Origin of the sequence: Paenibacillus sp. VMFN-D1, assembly GCF_003386155.1 — a bacterium.
In the GTDB taxonomy this organism is placed as follows: Bacteria; Bacillota; Bacilli; order Paenibacillales; family Paenibacillaceae; genus Paenibacillus_AQ; species Paenibacillus_AQ favisporus.
Window position 1 is genome coordinate 17,264 of record NZ_QRDU01000004.1, and the last position, 16,078, is coordinate 33,341.

A 16,078-nucleotide genomic window follows, 5' to 3' on the forward strand; every position below is an offset into this window, starting at 1 on the left:
GGAGGTTTGTCCGATGAGTTATGATGGAGGCAGCTATGATGTTATCGTCATCGGCGCAGGTCATGCCGGCTGTGAAGCTGCCTTGGCCGCAGCGCGGATGGGCTGCAATACACTGATGATTACCATCAATCTGGACATGGTCGCATTTATGCCGTGCAACCCTTCGATTGGGGGACCGGCCAAAGGGCATGTCGTCCGTGAAATCGATGCGCTGGGCGGCGAAATGGGCCGCAATATTGATAAAACGTTTATTCAAATGCGGATGCTGAACACAGGGAAGGGGCCGGCGGTGCATGCGCTGCGTGCGCAAGCCGACAAGTTCCTGTATCAACAAACGATGAAGGAAACGATGGAGAAAGAACCGAACCTGACGATGCGTCAAGGCATGGTGGAACAGCTGATTGTTGAAGACGGCGTCTGCGTCGGCGTGGTGACGAAAACCGGCACCTCGTACCGTGCTAAATCTACGGTGCTGACTACCGGCACGTATCTTCGAGGTAAAGTCATTATGGGTGAGCTGACCTACGAAAGCGGTCCGAACAACCAACAGCCTTCGGTGAAGCTGGCGGAAAATCTGCGCGAGCTGGGCTTCGATCTCGTTCGCTTCAAGACCGGCACGCCTCCGCGTGTACACAAGTCCACCATTGACTTTTCCAAGACCGAAATTCAACCGGGAGATGAGAAACCTAAATTTTTCTCTTATGAAACAGAGTCTTCCGATAATGAGCAGCTTCCTTGCTGGTTGACGTATACTTCGGTGGAAACCCACCGCATTATTAACGAGAACCTGCACCGTGCGCCGATGTTCTCCGGTATTATTGAAGGAACAGGACCACGTTACTGCCCGTCGATTGAGGATAAGATCGTGCGCTTCAGCGACAAGCCGAAGCATCAAATTTTCCTCGAGCCGGAAGGCAAGAACACCTCTGAATATTATGTCCAAGGGCTGTCCACCAGTATGCCTGAAGACGTTCAGCTGGCGATGCTGCGCAGTATCCCTGGCTTGGAAAAGGTTGAAATGATGCGCAACGGTTATGCGATCGAATATGACGCTATGGTTCCGACGCAGCTGTGGCCGTCTCTGGAAACGAAGAAGATGCCGGGCTTGTTCACCGCCGGTCAAATTAACGGAACCTCCGGTTATGAAGAAGCTGCAGGTCAAGGCATCATGGCAGGCATTAACGCTGCGCGCAAAGTACAGGGCAAGGAACCGGTCATTCTGGACCGTTCGCAGGGCTATATCGGAGTTCTGATCGATGACCTTGTGACGAAAGGTACCAACGAGCCTTACCGTCTGCTGACTTCCCGTGCGGAATACAGACTGCTGCTTCGCCATGACAATGCCGATCTGCGGTTGACACCGGTAGGGCATGAGATTGGTCTAATCTCGGAGGAACGGTTCGCGAAGTTTTTGGATAAGAAGGAAAAGGTGGAGCTGGAAATCGAACGCCTACGTTCAACGAAGGTGGGTCCTTCCCATGTGAATGCACTGTTGGAATCGATCGGTTCCGCCCCGATTCAGGATGGCAGCAACCTGCTGACCATTCTGCGCCGTCCAGAAGTATCCCACAGCCATATTGAACAAATTTCACCTTCTCCATATGAACTAACGGAAGAAATGAAGGAGCAGGTGGAAATTCAAATCAAGTATGCAGGGTATATCGAAAAGCAGCTGATCCATGTGGAACGTCTGCAAAAGATGGATAAGAAGAAGATTCCGGAATCGATCGACTATAACGATGTTCAAGGTATCGCCATCGAGGCTCGTCAAAAGCTCAACAGCATCCGTCCGATTTCGATCGGTCAAGCTTCACGTATTTCCGGCGTGACGCCGGCGGATATCTCGATTCTGCTGGTATATCTGGAACACTATAATCGCGTTACAGCGGCAAGAGGTTAACGAATGGATCCGATACAAGAGCAGTTTGTGCAGCGTTTAAAAGAACATGGCATTACGCTCGAACCATCCCAGTTGGAACAATTTGAAATTTATTTCAAGGAACTGGTCGAATGGAATGAGAAAATGAACCTTACCGGGATTACCGAGCGGGAGCAAGTATACACCAAGCATTTCTATGATTCCATCTCCCTGGCTTTTTATGTGAACATGGAGGAGATCGGAACACTAGCCGATATTGGCTCGGGGGCGGGATTCCCGGGAATCCCGCTGAAGATTTGTTTTCCACACTTGAAGCTGACGATTATCGACTCGTTAAACAAGCGCATTTCCTTCCTGCAGCACATTGTGCAGGAGACTGGACTTAAGGATGTAGAACTTCTCCATGGCCGGGCTGAGGACTGGGGAAGGAAGGCGGGGTACCGTGATCATTTCGATCTCGTTACCGCCCGAGCAGTGGCAAGGCAGGCCGTCCTGAATGAGTTCTGTCTCCCCTTCGTCAAAGTGAACGGTCTGTTTGCGGCGATGAAAGGAAGCGATCCAGCGGAGGAAGTACAGGAGGCAGCCAAAAGCTTGAAGGAACTGCGGGGCAAGGTGATCGAAGTCGAACGCTTCTTGCTACCTGTAGAGGAATCGGCCCGCCATATTGTCCAGATCCGTAAGACTGCGCCTACCCCAGGCAAATATCCGAGAAGGGCCGGAACTGCGGTTAAATCGCCTTTAATATAAAAAAAACTGGTTTCAGCAAGCTGCATCAGACCCTATGGGATGTGCAGTCGACTGACTTCCTATCAACGAACCGTCTGAAACCAAGTCATATTTATCAAATGAAGAGGATTGTTTCACGTGGAACAGTCCTCTTTTTTTAGATTATAAAATATAAGTTTTCAGCGGAGCTGTTCGATCCTATATAATTTCAAGAAAATTCTGAAATACGCGGTCTGTCTTCTATAAAGATACATCGATATCCGCTTTACTAAGAGTATAGAGGTATAAATATAACGGCGCCGAATCACTGTAAAACTGCAAGAAATGCTTCTGCTAGAAGCAGTTTGTCTTCTTTGACGTTCCTTCGATAAATGCTTTTCCCAATGTGAAAAAATGGATAAATGGCAGGAAAAATCGGGAACTTTGGAGAATAGGATTATATGAAGAAAAGTGGTAGAATAGAGTATAAACTGTATTCTATGAACTGGCTTCAAATGGTATGATAGAGAGGGATGATCGTTGGTAAGTGGTCTGACTGTCAGACCGTTCAGTCATGTGAACCTTATACATAAATTGCGTTCGGATCTGACGATTCTCATCTTCCATTTTGAAGTCATTGAACAACTCTCTGTCTGGATAGCAGCTGTCAAAGCTCAAGGGTTAGTTGTTACCCATATCCAACATGGATGTCTCGATGACCTGTAGATTGTTGTTAGGTGCTCTAGCGGTGCTATTACGAATTTAGGTGGTAATATACGGAATGAAAGAACAATTTTCTAAATTGTTTGGTTTGACGGAACGAAGCAATGGGGATGAAGTAAAGCAAATTCCGGTGGCGGAAATCGTAAGCAGTCCTTACCAGCCCCGGACCATTTTTGATGACGATAAAATCGACGAACTCTGTCAAACGATCAAGACGCATGGGGTGATCCAGCCCATTGTTGTTCGTATCCGTAATGCCAAATACGAGATTATTGCCGGTGAACGGCGCTGGCGTGCCGTTTCCAAACTCGGTTTGGAGACCATTCCCGCCATTGTCCGTGAATTCAATGATTCCCAGGCTGCTTCCATTGCATTGATCGAGAACCTCCAGCGTGAAGGCCTGACTTCCATCGAGGAAGCCGTTGCCTATCAAAAGCTCATTGACCTTCATCAGCTTACGCAGGAGAGCTTGGCGCAGCGCCTTGGGAAAAGCCAATCAACGATTGCCAATAAAATCCGGCTGCTTCATCTTCCCGAGGAAGTAAAAAATGCACTGATGGAGCGCAAAATTACTGAGCGGCACGCCCGCGCGTTACTGTCACTCGATACCGGGGAACTGCAGCTGAAAGTGCTGGCTGAGATTGTATCCAAAGAGCTGAACGTGAAACAAACGGAGGCTAGAGTTGCCTTTTACAAGGAATCGGCAAAAATTAAAAAGGCAAAGCGCATCTCTTACTCCAAGGACGTCCGGTTGGCGCTGAACACGATTCGCCAATCCATCGATATGGTGTCTGGATCCGGGATGGCCATTAAAACGCAGGAAAACGACCATGAGGATCATTATGAGATCGTGATCAAAATTCCTAAGCGCTAATACGATGGAGCTTAGCGGCTGAGCGGCCGCTTTTTTTAGGAAGTCATAATGAATTTATGCTCTAAACCATGAAATCATAGGTTCCAGGCAGCTGAATTTCATAAGATGGAAGAATAGAGGGGGAGGGGGAAAGTTCGCATCTCCCATTTTTCTCGTCAATGTTCTGAAATCAAGTTGTTCGTTGATGGTGTCCGAATAATTGAGTAAAGGTTTTTCTTGTTATTCCAGCAAGGGGAAGCGCACTACTGCAGGGCGAAGCCGTTTCTGCGTATCTGTATACTTGAAACACCGGTACTTCTGATGTACCGCCGAGGGCATACAGGTATTTGCAGCCGTTTGTTTTGCTGATGATCACAATCCCGCGACCTACAAGAAGAGTCTTCATACACATAGAGGTGAATTGAGTGTCCAAAATTATTGCCATAGCAAATCAAAAGGGCGGAGTCGGCAAGACGACAACCTCCGTCAATCTCGGTGCAGGATTGGCTTCGCTCGGAAAAAGGGTGCTGCTCGTCGATATCGATCCCCAAGGCAATACAACCAGTGGGGTAGGTGTCAATAAAGCGGATGTAGCGAACTGCATTTATGATGTGATTATCAATGATGTACATCCCAAGGATGCGATCCTGCAAACGCAAATCGAAGGACTTCATATTATTCCGGCAACGATTCAATTGGCTGGAGCGGAAATTGAACTGGTACCGACCATTTCAAGGGAGCTTCGGCTCAAAAAGTCGCTTCAGTTGGTGAAAGCAAATTATGACTATATTTTAATCGATTGTCCGCCGTCTCTTGGTATACTTACTATTAACTCACTTACTGCCGCTGACTCGGTCATTATTCCTATCCAGTGCGAATACTATGCCCTTGAAGGATTAAGCCAGCTGCTGAATTCGATTCGTCTCGTCCAGAAGCATTTGAACACTTCGCTCCGAATTGAAGGCGTTCTGCTTACCATGCTGGATGCTCGGACGAATTTGGGGATTCAGGTGATTGAGGAAGTAAAGAAATACTTCCAGGAAAAAGTGTACCAAACGATCATTCCGAGAAATATTCGACTTAGTGAAGCTCCGTCCCATGGCCAGTCGATCATTACGTATGATCCGCGTTCGAAAGGCGCTGAGGTATATTTAGAGTTGGCAAAGGAAGTGATTTCGTATGAGTAAACGATTGGGTAAAGGGCTCGATGCTTTAATTCCTTCACTTTCGATTAATGAAGATGACAAAATCGTAGAAATCCCACTCAGCCAACTTCGTGCCAATCCTTACCAGCCGCGCAAGGACTTTAACGAGGAATCAATTCAGGAATTGGCCGAATCGATTCGTCAGCATGGGGTCATTCAACCGATTATTGTACGCAGTGTGCTCAAAGGATATGAAATTATTGCAGGGGAGCGGCGCTTTAGAGCTTCGCAATACTGCGGCAAGGCCACCATCCCGGCTGTGGTTCGCACATTCAGCGATCAACAGGTGATGGAGATTGCCTTGATTGAAAACCTGCAGCGCGAGAATTTAAATGCGATGGAAGTGGCTGTTGCTTACCAGGGCTTGATGGATCAATACTCACTGACGCAGGAAGAGCTGTCGTTGAAAGTGGGGAAATCCAGATCCCATATAGCAAACTTCCTTCGTTTGTTGGCTTTACCGGATGAAGTCAAAGACTATGTTTCACGTGGAACAATTTCCATGGGCCATGCGAGAGCGTTGGTTGGTCTCAAGGATCCGTCCCTCATCAAGCAGTTGGCGAAGCAATGTGTTAACAATGAGTGGAGCGTACGGGATCTTGAGGAGGCTGTGAAACAGCTCGACCGGAAACCGGCGGATAAGAACAAGGTGAAAGTCAAAAAGCGTGATCCATATATCGATAACTTGGAAGAGTCGCTGCGGGAGCGGTTTAGAACGACAGTGAAGATCAAGCAGAACAAAGATAAAGGCAAAATCGAATTGAACTATTACAGCAAACAGGACCTGGAACGGCTGCTGGAGTTGTTGCAATAAAGATCAGTGGATGGGATGACGCGTCTAGGTGATTCCTGAAAAGGACCGAAGATGCGTCATTCTTTGTTCCTTGGATCGGAGTGAAACGGGATATGAACGCAGTTGTATATCTGGATCATGCAGCGACTTCCTGGCCGAAACCGCCTGGTGTTCTGACAGCCATGCAAAAGGCGATGGAGGAAGCAGCAGCGAATCCAGGACGAGGGAGCCATCAAATGGCCGTGCAAGCGAGCAGGGTTCTCTTTGAGACCCGCCGGGTGCTGGCTCAGTTGTTTCGGGTGAAGAACCCGAATAACATCATTTTCACCCATAACACAACCCAGGCATTGAATATGGCGATCAAAGGAATCTTGAAGTCCGGTGACTATGTCGTTGCGACGATGATCGAACACAACTCTGTACGGAGACCGTTGGAATATTTAATGCGGACACTGGATATTCAAGTGGATTACATTGGGGTAAATGATCAAGGAGAACTGGACATGCAGCAGTTGGAGGCATGCTTATCCAAAAAACCGAGGCTGGTTGTTTGCAGCCATAGCTCGAATCTGTTGGGAAGTATTCTGCCAATCCAGCGAATTGGTGAGCTGGCACGCAGCAGTGGGGCAGTATTCTTGGTAGATGCTGCACAAAGCGCCGGTGTGCTGGACATTGATGTGGAGTCCTGCTGCATCGACATGTTGGCTTTTCCGGGCCATAAAGGGCTGCTCGGTCCGCAAGGGACGGGAGGGCTTTACTTATCGCCGGAGATCGAACTGGAGCCGCTGATCCACGGAGGAACGGGCAGCCAATCGGAGGAAAAGGAAATGCCCAGCGTAAGGCCGGACCGGTATGAAGCGGGGACCTTGAACACGGTCGGTATTGCCGGACTAAGAGCAGGGGTAGAGTATGTGCTTAGGGAAACCCCTCAGCGGATTTATGAGCATGAATGGGCGTTGACCCAAATGATGATCGATGGGTTGAAGGGTTTGCCAGGTATGAACTTGCTTGGTCCTGTACAAGGGAAGGAAAGGACCGGAATCGTGGCCTTTACGATCGAGGGCCGGGATTCTACGGAAATCGCCTTCCGCTTGGACCGGCAATATGGAATCGCAGTGAGGGCGGGGATGCACTGTACGCCGTTGGCTCATTATGCGGTACGAACGGATAAGACCGGAGCAGTGAGGGCGAGTGTGGGTGCGAACAGCACGGAGCAGGAGGTTCAACGGATGGTTGAAGCGATGCGCGAGCTGGTTCATTAACTAGATGGCCTAACGCAAGCCTCGAAGTCTATTTGTAATCAAACCTCGATGGCAAGACAAAACCGGTTCTCCCCTAAAGCTGAAGGGACAACCGGCAGAATGAATGTTTGTGATTTTTAACCGTATAGTATCAAGGACCATGAATATATGGGATCACGATACGTCTTGGAAACGGGTAGGTCAAGATTGAGGAAAAGGAATGAACAGCATGTCGGACTTAAATGATTTAATCAGCGAACAATTACCAGGAATCATTGGCGGGATCGTACTCCTCATTTTGATCTTGCTCGTGTTGGTGCTGACACAAGGGGCAAAGCTTAGAAAAATTCGCCGAAAGTACGAAACGATGATGGCCGGCAGCGGGGTAGAGGATTTAGAAACACTGCTCATCGATCTAAAGACACAGGTGGACAGCGTGGAGGATGAGCAGCAGCAGCAGCGTGAATCCTTGTCACTTGCTTTGAACAAGCTTCAAACGATCAAAGGTAATATCGGTATTAAACGTTATAATGCATTCAGCGAACGGGGGAGCGATCTAAGCTTTTCGATTGCGATCGTTGATGCCGATCGAAGTGGAATCGTCATCACTGCGCTGTACAGCCGTGACAGCTCCTATGTTTATGCCAAGCCGGTAGAAGCCGGGCAGTCGACTTATCCCCTTTCACCGGAAGAGGTAGAGGCGATTACTCTAGCCTTGCAAAAAGCGTAGTACGGGCTTTCCATTCCTTAATGGCGGAATGAAGGCTTGAGGCAATAATTTCGGACAAACGCATCACCAAGCTCAGCCTGGTGTTTTGCAATACAAAATATTCCATAAAGCCGCCGACATTAACGATACCCGTCAAGTGGATATCGCCAACCGGCGGTAATTCTTTATGTACGCCTGCGCCGGGTTTGAGCGGGCCGTTGGCGACTTGAATGCAGCCTACGCTGGAGGATTGTCCAAGGCACGCATCGATGCCGATGACAAATGGATTGTCATACAGCGAATAGATCGAGGAGAGCGTCTCCTGGAGGTTAACGGCATGCACAGGCTCGTCCAGCGTGCCAAACAAGTGAAACCATGGACTTTTATACCGGGCCAATGCAGTGCCTACCAAAGGACCGAGGCAGTCGCCTGTGGACCGGTCGGTACCGATACATACAACGATAACCTGTTGATTTTCCCCGGCTTGAGAGAGATGAAACAGAAGACGATGAATAATAGCGGAATGGATTTCAGGGTCGGTATGTGGTATTTTTAAGCATGTAGGCTCCTGTTTGGGAGACGTTTTTGGCCACTGAGTCATAGAATCTTCCTCTCCTTGCATTTGGTAGTAACTAGTATATGGAAGGAAGAGGGTTTTTATACTTCATGCAGGAATTCCATAGAAAAAGTAATTCTGACGAATGCAGCACAAATCAAGGTGGGGGAGAAACGGATGGCGGCGGAGATGGAAACCTGGATGCTGATTGCTTTTGATTCGACACAGCAGGCGTTGCGCGCCGAGATGTTGCTTGAATATGCGGAGGTTGAAATTGATTTATTTCCTACACCAAAGGAAATTACAGCGGGCTGTGCATTATCGATCCAGTTCCCGCCGGACCAGCTGGATAACGTACAGACGATCATCCAGCAGGAGCAGGTGGAGATTCGGGGAATCTACTTCAAAGACAGCACAGAGGGCTATAAGAGCATCGAGGATAGGAGGTAGAGTTGATTGAGTAAGTTTTGGCTTGACGAAAGTTTGCCTGATCCAAAAGAGGCTATAGACCAGGCAATGAGTATAAGCGATAAGTTTCTGGAATGGGTAACGAATGTAGATATGTGGACCAACGTGCTGTTTTCGGGCATTCGGATCATTATCCTGTTCTTTATTACCCGCGTCATTATCAAGGTTGTCTCCAAAATCATAGACAAGTCGCTGGCAAGACAGGAGCAGAGCCGGATGAACGTCAATCCGCGGAGGTTCGCCACGGTAGCCGAACTGCTGAAAAACGTAACGGCGGTCACCTGTAATTTTATTATGGTGCTCCTGATTCTGTCGGAGTTCAACTTTCATTTGGGACCGCTCCTTGCAGGAGCAGGAGTGCTTGGTTTGGCCATAGGTTTTGGCGCGCAAAGTTTGGTGAAAGATGTGATTACCGGATTCTTCATTATATTAGAAGACCAATTTGCGGTAGGGGACGTTATCCAGACCGGGACCTTCAAAGGCACCGTAGAGATGATCGGCCTTCGAACCACACGCATCGTAAGCCCTACCGGGGAAGTTTATATTTTGCCTAACGGCTCCATCGCCAGCGTAACGAACTACTCCTTATCCAATGCGCTTGCGGTTGTTGACCTTCCAATGAAAAACGAGCGAAATCTGGAAGAAACCGTAGCCCTGATTAAACAGGCGCTTACCGGCATTCAGCAGCGGGATCCTAATGTCATTTCAGTGCCAAATGTACTCGGGGTGCAATCCTTGAACACAAGTGAATACGTCATCCGGATTGTAGCCGAGTGTATGCCAAACACGAAAGGCGATGTCGAACGGCAGATTCAGGCCGACGTGAAGCAGGCTTTGGAATACGAGGACATGATGAAACAGGCACAGGCCGAGCTAGCGGCAGGCAAAGAAGGGAATAACGAAATGGGGGAAGGATAACGGTGGAACGTAAAGTGTTTCAGCTCGGGGATATCGTCCAAATGAAGAAAAACCACCCATGCGGCAGCAACGAAATGGAAATTATTCGCATGGGAATGGATATCCGGATCAAATGCGTCGGCTGCCAGCACAGCGTATTGATCCCGCGGGCGAAGTTTGAGAAAAATATGAAAAAGGTGCTTCGTTCGAAATCGGAAGAGGGAACGGATGGGCAGGCTTAGAAATAAATAGCTTTGGGGTAAAGGGCTTGCACAAATGATGGACATGTGCTATAATCAATTTTGCTGCGGAAAGGTACCCAAGAGGTCTAAGGGGGCTGACTCGAAATCAGTTAGGCGTCGCAAGGCGTGCGAGGGTTCGAATCCCTCTCTTTCCGCCACATTCCCTTATTTAAGTGACTGCGCATAGAATACATACGGCGAAAACCTTCAGTTGAAGAAACTGGAGGTTTTCTTAATTATTAGAGCGTTTCACTTTATGATCCTTTGCTTTCATAATAAGAGATGGGAAGCGGCATTACAGCTATATACAAACCAAAGGAGGACCCATAAGGTCCTCCGATTTGGCAGGCGATGCCATGATTTTTTGGAATTCATCCACACAACACTTCAGCAAGTGAAACTCGGGTCAGCCTTTAGCAAATCTTTGCTTTAGACAATAAAGTGTTTTTAGCACTTCCCTCCGCTTCTTGAACGTGCTGTTTCTGACTTCCTGTGCTTTGTTGCGTTGATCATGTCCAACGGAACCACACCTCTCTCAAGCACCGCCTGATTGTAATATGCGCAGTTTTCGTGCGCTTATGCATCCATTTGTAAAATTAGTGGACCCGCGCTTTCGTCATCCGTTTCCATTTGCGGTCTTTCTTCGAGGTCTCTGGAAAGGTATCGCCCTTAGCCAGCTCGACCCGCTGCGGATCCGTGATTTCAGTATGGAAGCTGTTTTCACCAACCTCCATGTATACGCCGGGGTTCGGCGCTTTGTCGCCTGGTTCGAATTCAGTTCTTTCACCCATGGACAAGGCCTCCTTTAATCGTTAAAATGGACTGCCTCTGTAGTGTGTACCCTTGGCGGAGAATCATGTGTGGAACAGGATCAATACGGCATTGTACTTGCAATCATTGGGCCAATTTGATATATTAATATGGTGCGAGTTTAGACTCGTTCCTTGCTCCTGACATGATCAGGGGCCGAAGTCCATAAGGAGGTGAAATATATGCGCAAATACGAAGTGATGTACATTATTCGTCCTGACATTGAACAAGATGCTGTTCAAGCCGCAGTCGAAAAATTCCAAGGCATCATCTCCAACGGTGGAGAAATCACTAAGCATGAAGTGATGGGTAAACGCCGCCTTGCGTATGAGATCAACAAATTCCGTGACGGTACTTTTGTTCTGGTTAACTTCAGCGCCAACCCTGACGTTGTAGCCGAACTTGAGCGCCTCATGAAAATTTCTGACGAAGTAATTCGTTATCTCATTACGCTTGACGTTGTTGCTTAATATCCGTTTACGGAATTAGTGATGAAATTCGCTCAAAGGAGGGGACTCGATTGTTGAACCGTGTTATTTTGATCGGCCGGTTGACCCGGGATCCGGAACTGCGCTATACACCTTCAGGGGTAGCCGTAACGCAGTTTACGCTCGCTGTGGATCGCCCGTTTACGGCGCAAGGCGGAGAGCGTGAGGCGGACTTTATTCCGGTGGTCACATGGAGACAGCTTGCTGAGACCTGCGCCAATTATCTGCGCAAAGGCCGTCTGACGGCTGTAGAAGGGCGCATCCAGGTACGGAATTACGAGAATAACGAAGGTAAACGTGTATACGTCACCGAAGTCATTGCCGATAACGTACGTTTCCTGGAATCCAACCGTGAAGGCGGTGGAGGCGGAAGCACCCCGCGTGAGGAGCCTTCCTACAATGGAGGCGGTGGACGTGGCGGTAACAGCTACTCGCGGAACAATTCCAATCAGGATCCTTTTTCCGATGACGGAAAACCGATTGATATTTCGGATGATGATTTGCCATTTTAATAAGGAAAGGACTGAAACAGCATGGCTTTTAAACAAAGAGAAGGCGGAGACAACGATAAAAGACCGGCTCGCCGCGGCGGCCGTAACAAACGTCGTAAAGTGTGCTTCTTCACTGTGAACAAAATTACTCACATTGACTATAAAGATACCGATCTGCTGAAGAAATTTATCAGCGAACGCGGTAAAATTTTGCCTCGCCGTGTAACCGGAACTAGTGCAAAATACCAACGCATGCTGACGATTGCGATCAAACGCTCCCGTCAAATCGCATTGCTGCCATACACTACAGAGTAATCTGTATCATGGCGAGCGAGAAAGCCAGTACCTTGGATATCCCAGGTGCTGGCTTTTTTGCTGTAATGAACATGTTCATAATTATTCCATTTGTCTTACGGGAAACGAAAAAGTTATCATAGTGTTATTGCTGCATCAAGCAGTGGCGGTAAGGTTGTAAGCGTACCCGTGGAAAGGGCAGGGCACAGCTTTCCATTTCCCGGGCAATTTCATGATCGTGAAGTTCCGGCTGGATTGATTCGCAAACAGGCTTCGTAAACAGCGTGTTCCTTAACGATCAACGAGGGTATGATATAATGGAAAAACGGAGAAAAGGGGGATTACGATGGGACTGGGCAGAATCTACAGGAATTATTTTAAAAATAACATGTTCATGAGGATTCTGCTGATTTTCACGATCATTGCCATTTTGACAATCGTGATTCTGTCCTATCTGATGTTCTCTTCCCTATCCCAATCGATCGTGGAGAAGGAACTCAACAACCAGAAGGCTGCGATGGAAAATGTCAGCCGGTATCTGGATCAGCGTTACCAGTCGGTAGAGAATATTGCCAGGGATATGTACCGGAACGAAATGCTGTTCTCGAACATTTCCTTTTTGATGGAGCATCCTTATTCGCAATATGTCCAGCATCGGATGGACCAGTTTTACAACGAAACGAACAACAACTCGACGGACCCGCTGCAGTATTTCCAGCAGGTGATGGACGAAAATGGAGATATCCGCAACATCATGCTGTACAGTTCAGAGGAGCAGTTTCTGTCTGTGTTCAAGCCAAACAAGCAGTATAGGCAGTTGACGACCGATATGACCCACTCCTATATTCCGGACGTTATGGCGATGGATTATAAAGGCATCACCGCTCCGAATTACTGGATCCGGAAGGCAGCGGACCAGTGGGCGCCGGAGCTGTACGCCATCCGGGTACCAATCAATAACCGGCAGCTCAAAAATGCGGGGCAGTTTCTCGTTTATTTGGATTCGGGCGGTATCACCGATGCCCTGACCAGCTATAAGGACAGCTTCAAAGGGGATATTGCGGTGCTTTCCGCGGACGGCAAGGTTTTGTATGATTCGGAAGGGAAATATTATGGAAAGACCTATCCGTATATGGATGTGACCGACTCGCTGTATGACGGTGGAAATACCCGCCCGGCTGAGATCAGCAGCCGAATGTATATCAACAAGCTGACTTCGGCTGACAACGGATACGTCGTGATTGGTGCGGTTCCGAAAAAGGACGTGGAGGCCAGCTACTCAGGTATCCGGAAAACGATTATAACGATCAGCGGGATCTGTATATTGTTTGCGATCTTTTTCCCGGCCTTTTTTGTGATTAATTTCGCCAACCGGACGAACCGGATTATTAGGATTACGCGCAAGGTAAAAAACGGGGATTTGTCCGCACGGATCGATAACCCGGGAGAAGACGAGCTTGGCCAGATTTCCCGAAGCTTTAACGACATGCTGGATGAGCTGAACCTGTATATCGAGCGGGTGTACAAAGCCGAAATTAAACAGAAGCAGACGGAGCTGGTGGCGCTGCAGGCGCGGATCAATCCTCACTTTTTGTACAATACACTTGAAGTGATCCGGATGCGGGCCATTTCCCAAGGGGCTAAGGATGTCGGGGAAATGATCTATAGTTTGTCCGTGCTTTTCAAAAGCCTGGTGAAGCAGAAAAAGATTTACACGCTCAAGGATGAGCTGGAGGCATGCCGCTTGTATCTGGAACTGTTCCGGATCCGTTATAAGGAGAAGTTCAGCTATACGATCGATTCAGACCCGGCGCTGCAGGGCAAATCGGTCATGAGGCTGTCGCTGCAGCCGCTGATCGAAAACTATATCGTTCACGGCATCCAGACCAATCGCGACGATAATCATCTAGACATTCGGGTGAGGGAAGAAGGCGATATGCTGGTGGCTGTGATTACGGATAATGGCAAAGGTATCACGCCTGAGCGCCTGGATGAGATCCATGAAGAGCTTGGGAAGCCGGAGGAGTCCGGCGAAATGTTTGGGCTGCGCAGCGTGCACAGCCGGCTCCAGTTTTTGTACGGTCCGGCATACGGGGTGGAAATTGACAGTCGGCCTGGAGTCGGTACGGTTGTCACCGTACGTTATCCTAACCGGGAAGGGACGGATGCTGAAGATGTATAAAGTGTTTATTGTGGACGATGAGCCGTTCATTATCGAAGGGCTGTACGATATTTTGGATTGGGCAGCGCTGGGGCTGGAGATCGTCGGGCACGCAGAGAATGGCCGCCAGGCGCTCGAGGTGATGGCGTCTACGCCCGTGGATGTGCTGATTACGGATATTTCCATGCCGGTGATGGACGGTCTGAGTCTGATCGGCGAGGCTCGGAAAACCCGCAGCGACCTCAAGGTGATCATCCTAAGCGGATACAACGAGTTCGATTATTTGAAGCAGGGGATGAGACTGGGCATCGAAAACTACTTGCTGAAGCCGATTAATGTGGAGGAGTTGGAATCGACTCTCCGCAATACCGTGTCCAAGCTGGACAGTACGAGGACGAGCGGATTGTACAGCTCGTTTGATGTGCAAATTTTGAAGGACAATACGCTCTATCGCTGGATGAACGGGCAGATCGCCCCTCCGGAATTTATAGAAAGAGCCGATCTGCTTGGCGTGAACTTGGACCGGCCTTATATGGCCGTGGCGGTGCTTCGGACTGCAGCCGATGAGGCGTTGTTCGGGCAGGTTGACGATTTGCTGGAAGACAGCACGGAGCTGACGCTGTTCCGCGATGTGGATGGGGATACGGTCCTTATTGGAAGTCTGGAGAACCCACAGGAGGGGAAAGCTCGTCTGATGACAGCACTGGAGCAGCTGGAGGCTGATTTAGCGAGGCAGGGCTGCACGGTGCATATCGGTGTCGGATCGGCGGTGAGCCTGCCTGAAGAGGCTTCTGTCAGCTACAAGGAGGCCAAGCAGTCGCTGGAGTATTTTATGGTATTTCCGGATCGGCGGATCATCGACTACACCAGCCTGGAGGAGAATAGCGGCGGCCCGGAGCGGCATATCGCCATCGCTTGGGACGAATACGCCAAGCTGATTCTGGCGAGGGACGAGGCCGGGCTGAATCGAAAAATCCAAGACGACTTTGAGCAGATGCAGAAGGCGGGGCATATCCGCCCGGAGGATCTGCTGAACGCGGCCCTGGAGCTGGTGATTCGCTTCAAAATGGAGCTTGAGCAGATCAAGCATACGGATGAGTCGGATATATTCAAGAACGGTTTAGGCAGGGTCCGGGACAGCTCCTCGCTGCAGGATCTCATTACTGCTCTGCAGGACGTGGCTGGGGCTGCGGTCCAGTCGCTGCTTCAGGATATGAAGAACCCCGTCGTGAATCAGGTGCTGGTCCATATTCACAATCATTATGCGGACGAACTGTCGCTGAAGACGCTGGGGGCACAGTATCATATTCATCCGGTGTACCTGGGACAGCTGTTTCATAAGGAAACCGGGGAAACGTTCGCCGAATACATCAACAAGTTCCGGATCGAAAAAGCGAAGCAGCAGCTGAAGAACACGAACCTCAAGGTGCAGGAGATTGCGCGGAACGTAGGCTACTGGGAGACCGGATATTTTTATAAACAGTTCAGGAAATATGTCGGGATCTCGCCGACGGATTACAAGGGGCTGGGTTGACCGGCTGGAGACACCCTGAATCAGATGAG

The 16,078-nt window shown here is 49.1% G+C and carries 17 protein-coding genes and 1 tRNA gene; 16 read left to right on the forward strand and 2 right to left on the reverse strand.

The features are described from left to right. Positions 1-13 precede the first annotated feature (13 nt). The 7 genes from mnmG to C7820_RS24015 all read left to right on the forward strand — a co-directional run bounded on the left by mnmG (position 14) and on the right by C7820_RS24015 (position 8,129). On the forward strand, positions 14-1,900 hold the full coding sequence (gene mnmG / locus C7820_RS23985; protein WP_116233184.1) for a tRNA uridine-5-carboxymethylaminomethyl(34) synthesis enzyme MnmG: 1,887 nt from the start codon (positions 14-16) through the stop codon (positions 1,898-1,900). Positions 1,901-1,903: 3 nt separating this feature from the next. Then, on the forward strand, positions 1,904-2,626 hold the full coding sequence (rsmG, locus tag C7820_RS23990; RefSeq protein WP_116233185.1) for a 16S rRNA (guanine(527)-N(7))-methyltransferase RsmG: 723 nt from the start codon (positions 1,904-1,906) through the stop codon (positions 2,624-2,626). A 739-nt stretch (positions 2,627-3,365) separates the two neighbouring features. Beyond that, the gene (gene noc, locus C7820_RS23995) at positions 3,366-4,181 is read left to right on the forward strand and encodes a nucleoid occlusion protein (protein WP_116233186.1); all 816 of its coding nucleotides are present in this window, start codon (positions 3,366-3,368) and stop codon (positions 4,179-4,181) included. A gap of 404 nt (positions 4,182-4,585) precedes the next feature. Next, on the forward strand, positions 4,586-5,347 hold the full coding sequence (locus C7820_RS24000; RefSeq protein WP_076172495.1) for a ParA family protein: 762 nt from the start codon (positions 4,586-4,588) through the stop codon (positions 5,345-5,347). Beyond that, complete coding sequence (locus C7820_RS24005; protein ID WP_076172494.1) at positions 5,340-6,179, forward strand: ParB/RepB/Spo0J family partition protein; 840 nt, start codon at positions 5,340-5,342, stop codon at positions 6,177-6,179. The genes C7820_RS24000 and C7820_RS24005 overlap by 8 nt, the downstream gene beginning before the upstream one ends. 92 nt (positions 6,180-6,271) lie before the next feature. After that, positions 6,272-7,420, forward strand: a complete 1,149-nt coding sequence (locus C7820_RS24010; protein WP_116233187.1) for an aminotransferase class V-fold PLP-dependent enzyme — start codon at positions 6,272-6,274, stop codon at positions 7,418-7,420. A 208-nt stretch (positions 7,421-7,628) separates the two neighbouring features. Continuing rightward, positions 7,629-8,129: a DUF4446 family protein gene (locus tag C7820_RS24015; RefSeq protein ID WP_116233188.1), complete on the forward strand. Its 501-nt coding sequence runs from the start codon at positions 7,629-7,631 to the stop codon at positions 8,127-8,129. Here the strand turns inward: C7820_RS24015 and yyaC are convergent. Further along, the gene (yyaC, locus tag C7820_RS24020; RefSeq protein WP_076172492.1) at positions 8,104-8,709 is read right to left on the reverse strand and encodes a spore protease YyaC; all 606 of its coding nucleotides are present in this window, start codon (positions 8,707-8,709) and stop codon (positions 8,104-8,106) included. The genes C7820_RS24015 and yyaC overlap by 26 nt on opposite strands. Before the next feature lie 144 nt (positions 8,710-8,853). Between yyaC and C7820_RS24025 the strand changes: the two genes are divergently transcribed. The 4 genes from C7820_RS24025 to C7820_RS24040 all read left to right on the forward strand — a co-directional run bounded on the left by C7820_RS24025 (position 8,854) and on the right by C7820_RS24040 (position 10,429). Next, complete coding sequence (locus C7820_RS24025; protein WP_116233537.1) at positions 8,854-9,114, forward strand: putative Se/S carrier protein; 261 nt, start codon at positions 8,854-8,856, stop codon at positions 9,112-9,114. Between the two features lie 66 nt (positions 9,115-9,180). Beyond that, the gene (locus tag C7820_RS24030; protein WP_116233189.1) at positions 9,181-10,050 is read left to right on the forward strand and encodes a mechanosensitive ion channel family protein; all 870 of its coding nucleotides are present in this window, start codon (positions 9,181-9,183) and stop codon (positions 10,048-10,050) included. A gap of 2 nt (positions 10,051-10,052) precedes the next feature. After that, positions 10,053-10,271, forward strand: coding sequence for a DUF951 domain-containing protein (locus tag C7820_RS24035; protein WP_116233190.1), 219 nt, complete (start codon positions 10,053-10,055; stop codon positions 10,269-10,271). A gap of 67 nt (positions 10,272-10,338) precedes the next feature. Further along, positions 10,339-10,429, forward strand: a tRNA-Ser gene (locus tag C7820_RS24040). A gap of 438 nt (positions 10,430-10,867) precedes the next feature. On the opposite strand, the gene C7820_RS24045 is transcribed toward C7820_RS24040, so the two are convergent. Then, entirely contained in the window at positions 10,868-11,062 is a 195-nt protein-coding gene (locus tag C7820_RS24045; protein WP_076172489.1) for a YjzC family protein, read from the reverse strand. Positions 11,063-11,263: 201 nt separating this feature from the next. Between C7820_RS24045 and rpsF the strand changes: the two genes are divergently transcribed. The 5 genes from rpsF to C7820_RS24070 all read left to right on the forward strand — a co-directional run bounded on the left by rpsF (position 11,264) and on the right by C7820_RS24070 (position 16,049). Further along, entirely contained in the window at positions 11,264-11,551 is a 288-nt protein-coding gene (gene rpsF / locus C7820_RS24050) for a 30S ribosomal protein S6 (protein WP_076172488.1), read from the forward strand. Between the two features lie 50 nt (positions 11,552-11,601). Continuing rightward, the gene (gene ssb / locus C7820_RS24055) at positions 11,602-12,081 is read left to right on the forward strand and encodes a single-stranded DNA-binding protein (protein ID WP_076172487.1); all 480 of its coding nucleotides are present in this window, start codon (positions 11,602-11,604) and stop codon (positions 12,079-12,081) included. 21 nt (positions 12,082-12,102) lie between these two features. Next, positions 12,103-12,375, forward strand: a complete 273-nt coding sequence (gene rpsR / locus C7820_RS24060; protein ID WP_076172485.1) for a 30S ribosomal protein S18 — start codon at positions 12,103-12,105, stop codon at positions 12,373-12,375. Positions 12,376-12,700: 325 nt separating this feature from the next. After that, the gene (locus tag C7820_RS24065) at positions 12,701-14,536 is read left to right on the forward strand and encodes a sensor histidine kinase (protein ID WP_116233191.1); all 1,836 of its coding nucleotides are present in this window, start codon (positions 12,701-12,703) and stop codon (positions 14,534-14,536) included. Then, the gene (locus tag C7820_RS24070; RefSeq protein WP_116233538.1) at positions 14,529-16,049 is read left to right on the forward strand and encodes a response regulator transcription factor; all 1,521 of its coding nucleotides are present in this window, start codon (positions 14,529-14,531) and stop codon (positions 16,047-16,049) included. Before C7820_RS24065 ends, C7820_RS24070 begins: the two co-directional genes overlap by 8 nt. The last annotated feature ends 29 nt before the right edge of the window (positions 16,050-16,078 follow it).

What these genes read in the sequence shown, in the direction of transcription:
- yyaC (WP_076172492.1), bottom strand. Translation starts at nt 8,709, where the DNA reads ATGACTCAGTGGCCAAAAACGTCTCCCAAACAGGAGCCTACATGCTTA.
- C7820_RS24070 (WP_116233538.1), top strand. Translation starts at nt 14,529, where the DNA reads ATGTATAAAGTGTTTATTGTGGACGATGAGCCGTTCATTATCGAAGGG.
- C7820_RS24015 (WP_116233188.1), top strand. Translation starts at nt 7,629, where the DNA reads ATGTCGGACTTAAATGATTTAATCAGCGAACAATTACCAGGAATCATT.
- mnmG (WP_116233184.1), top strand. Translation starts at nt 14, where the DNA reads ATGAGTTATGATGGAGGCAGCTATGATGTTATCGTCATCGGCGCAGGT.
- C7820_RS24010 (WP_116233187.1), top strand. Translation starts at nt 6,272, where the DNA reads ATGAACGCAGTTGTATATCTGGATCATGCAGCGACTTCCTGGCCGAAA.
- noc (WP_116233186.1), top strand. Translation starts at nt 3,366, where the DNA reads ATGAAAGAACAATTTTCTAAATTGTTTGGTTTGACGGAACGAAGCAAT.
- C7820_RS24045 (WP_076172489.1), bottom strand. Translation starts at nt 11,062, where the DNA reads ATGGGTGAAAGAACTGAATTCGAACCAGGCGACAAAGCGCCGAACCCC.
- rpsF (WP_076172488.1), top strand. Translation starts at nt 11,264, where the DNA reads ATGCGCAAATACGAAGTGATGTACATTATTCGTCCTGACATTGAACAA.
- C7820_RS24065 (WP_116233191.1), top strand. Translation starts at nt 12,701, where the DNA reads ATGGGACTGGGCAGAATCTACAGGAATTATTTTAAAAATAACATGTTC.
- rpsR (WP_076172485.1), top strand. Translation starts at nt 12,103, where the DNA reads ATGGCTTTTAAACAAAGAGAAGGCGGAGACAACGATAAAAGACCGGCT.
- rsmG (WP_116233185.1), top strand. Translation starts at nt 1,904, where the DNA reads ATGGATCCGATACAAGAGCAGTTTGTGCAGCGTTTAAAAGAACATGGC.
- C7820_RS24030 (WP_116233189.1), top strand. Translation starts at nt 9,181, where the DNA reads ATGAGTATAAGCGATAAGTTTCTGGAATGGGTAACGAATGTAGATATG.
- C7820_RS24025 (WP_116233537.1), top strand. Translation starts at nt 8,854, where the DNA reads ATGGAAACCTGGATGCTGATTGCTTTTGATTCGACACAGCAGGCGTTG.
- C7820_RS24005 (WP_076172494.1), top strand. Translation starts at nt 5,340, where the DNA reads ATGAGTAAACGATTGGGTAAAGGGCTCGATGCTTTAATTCCTTCACTT.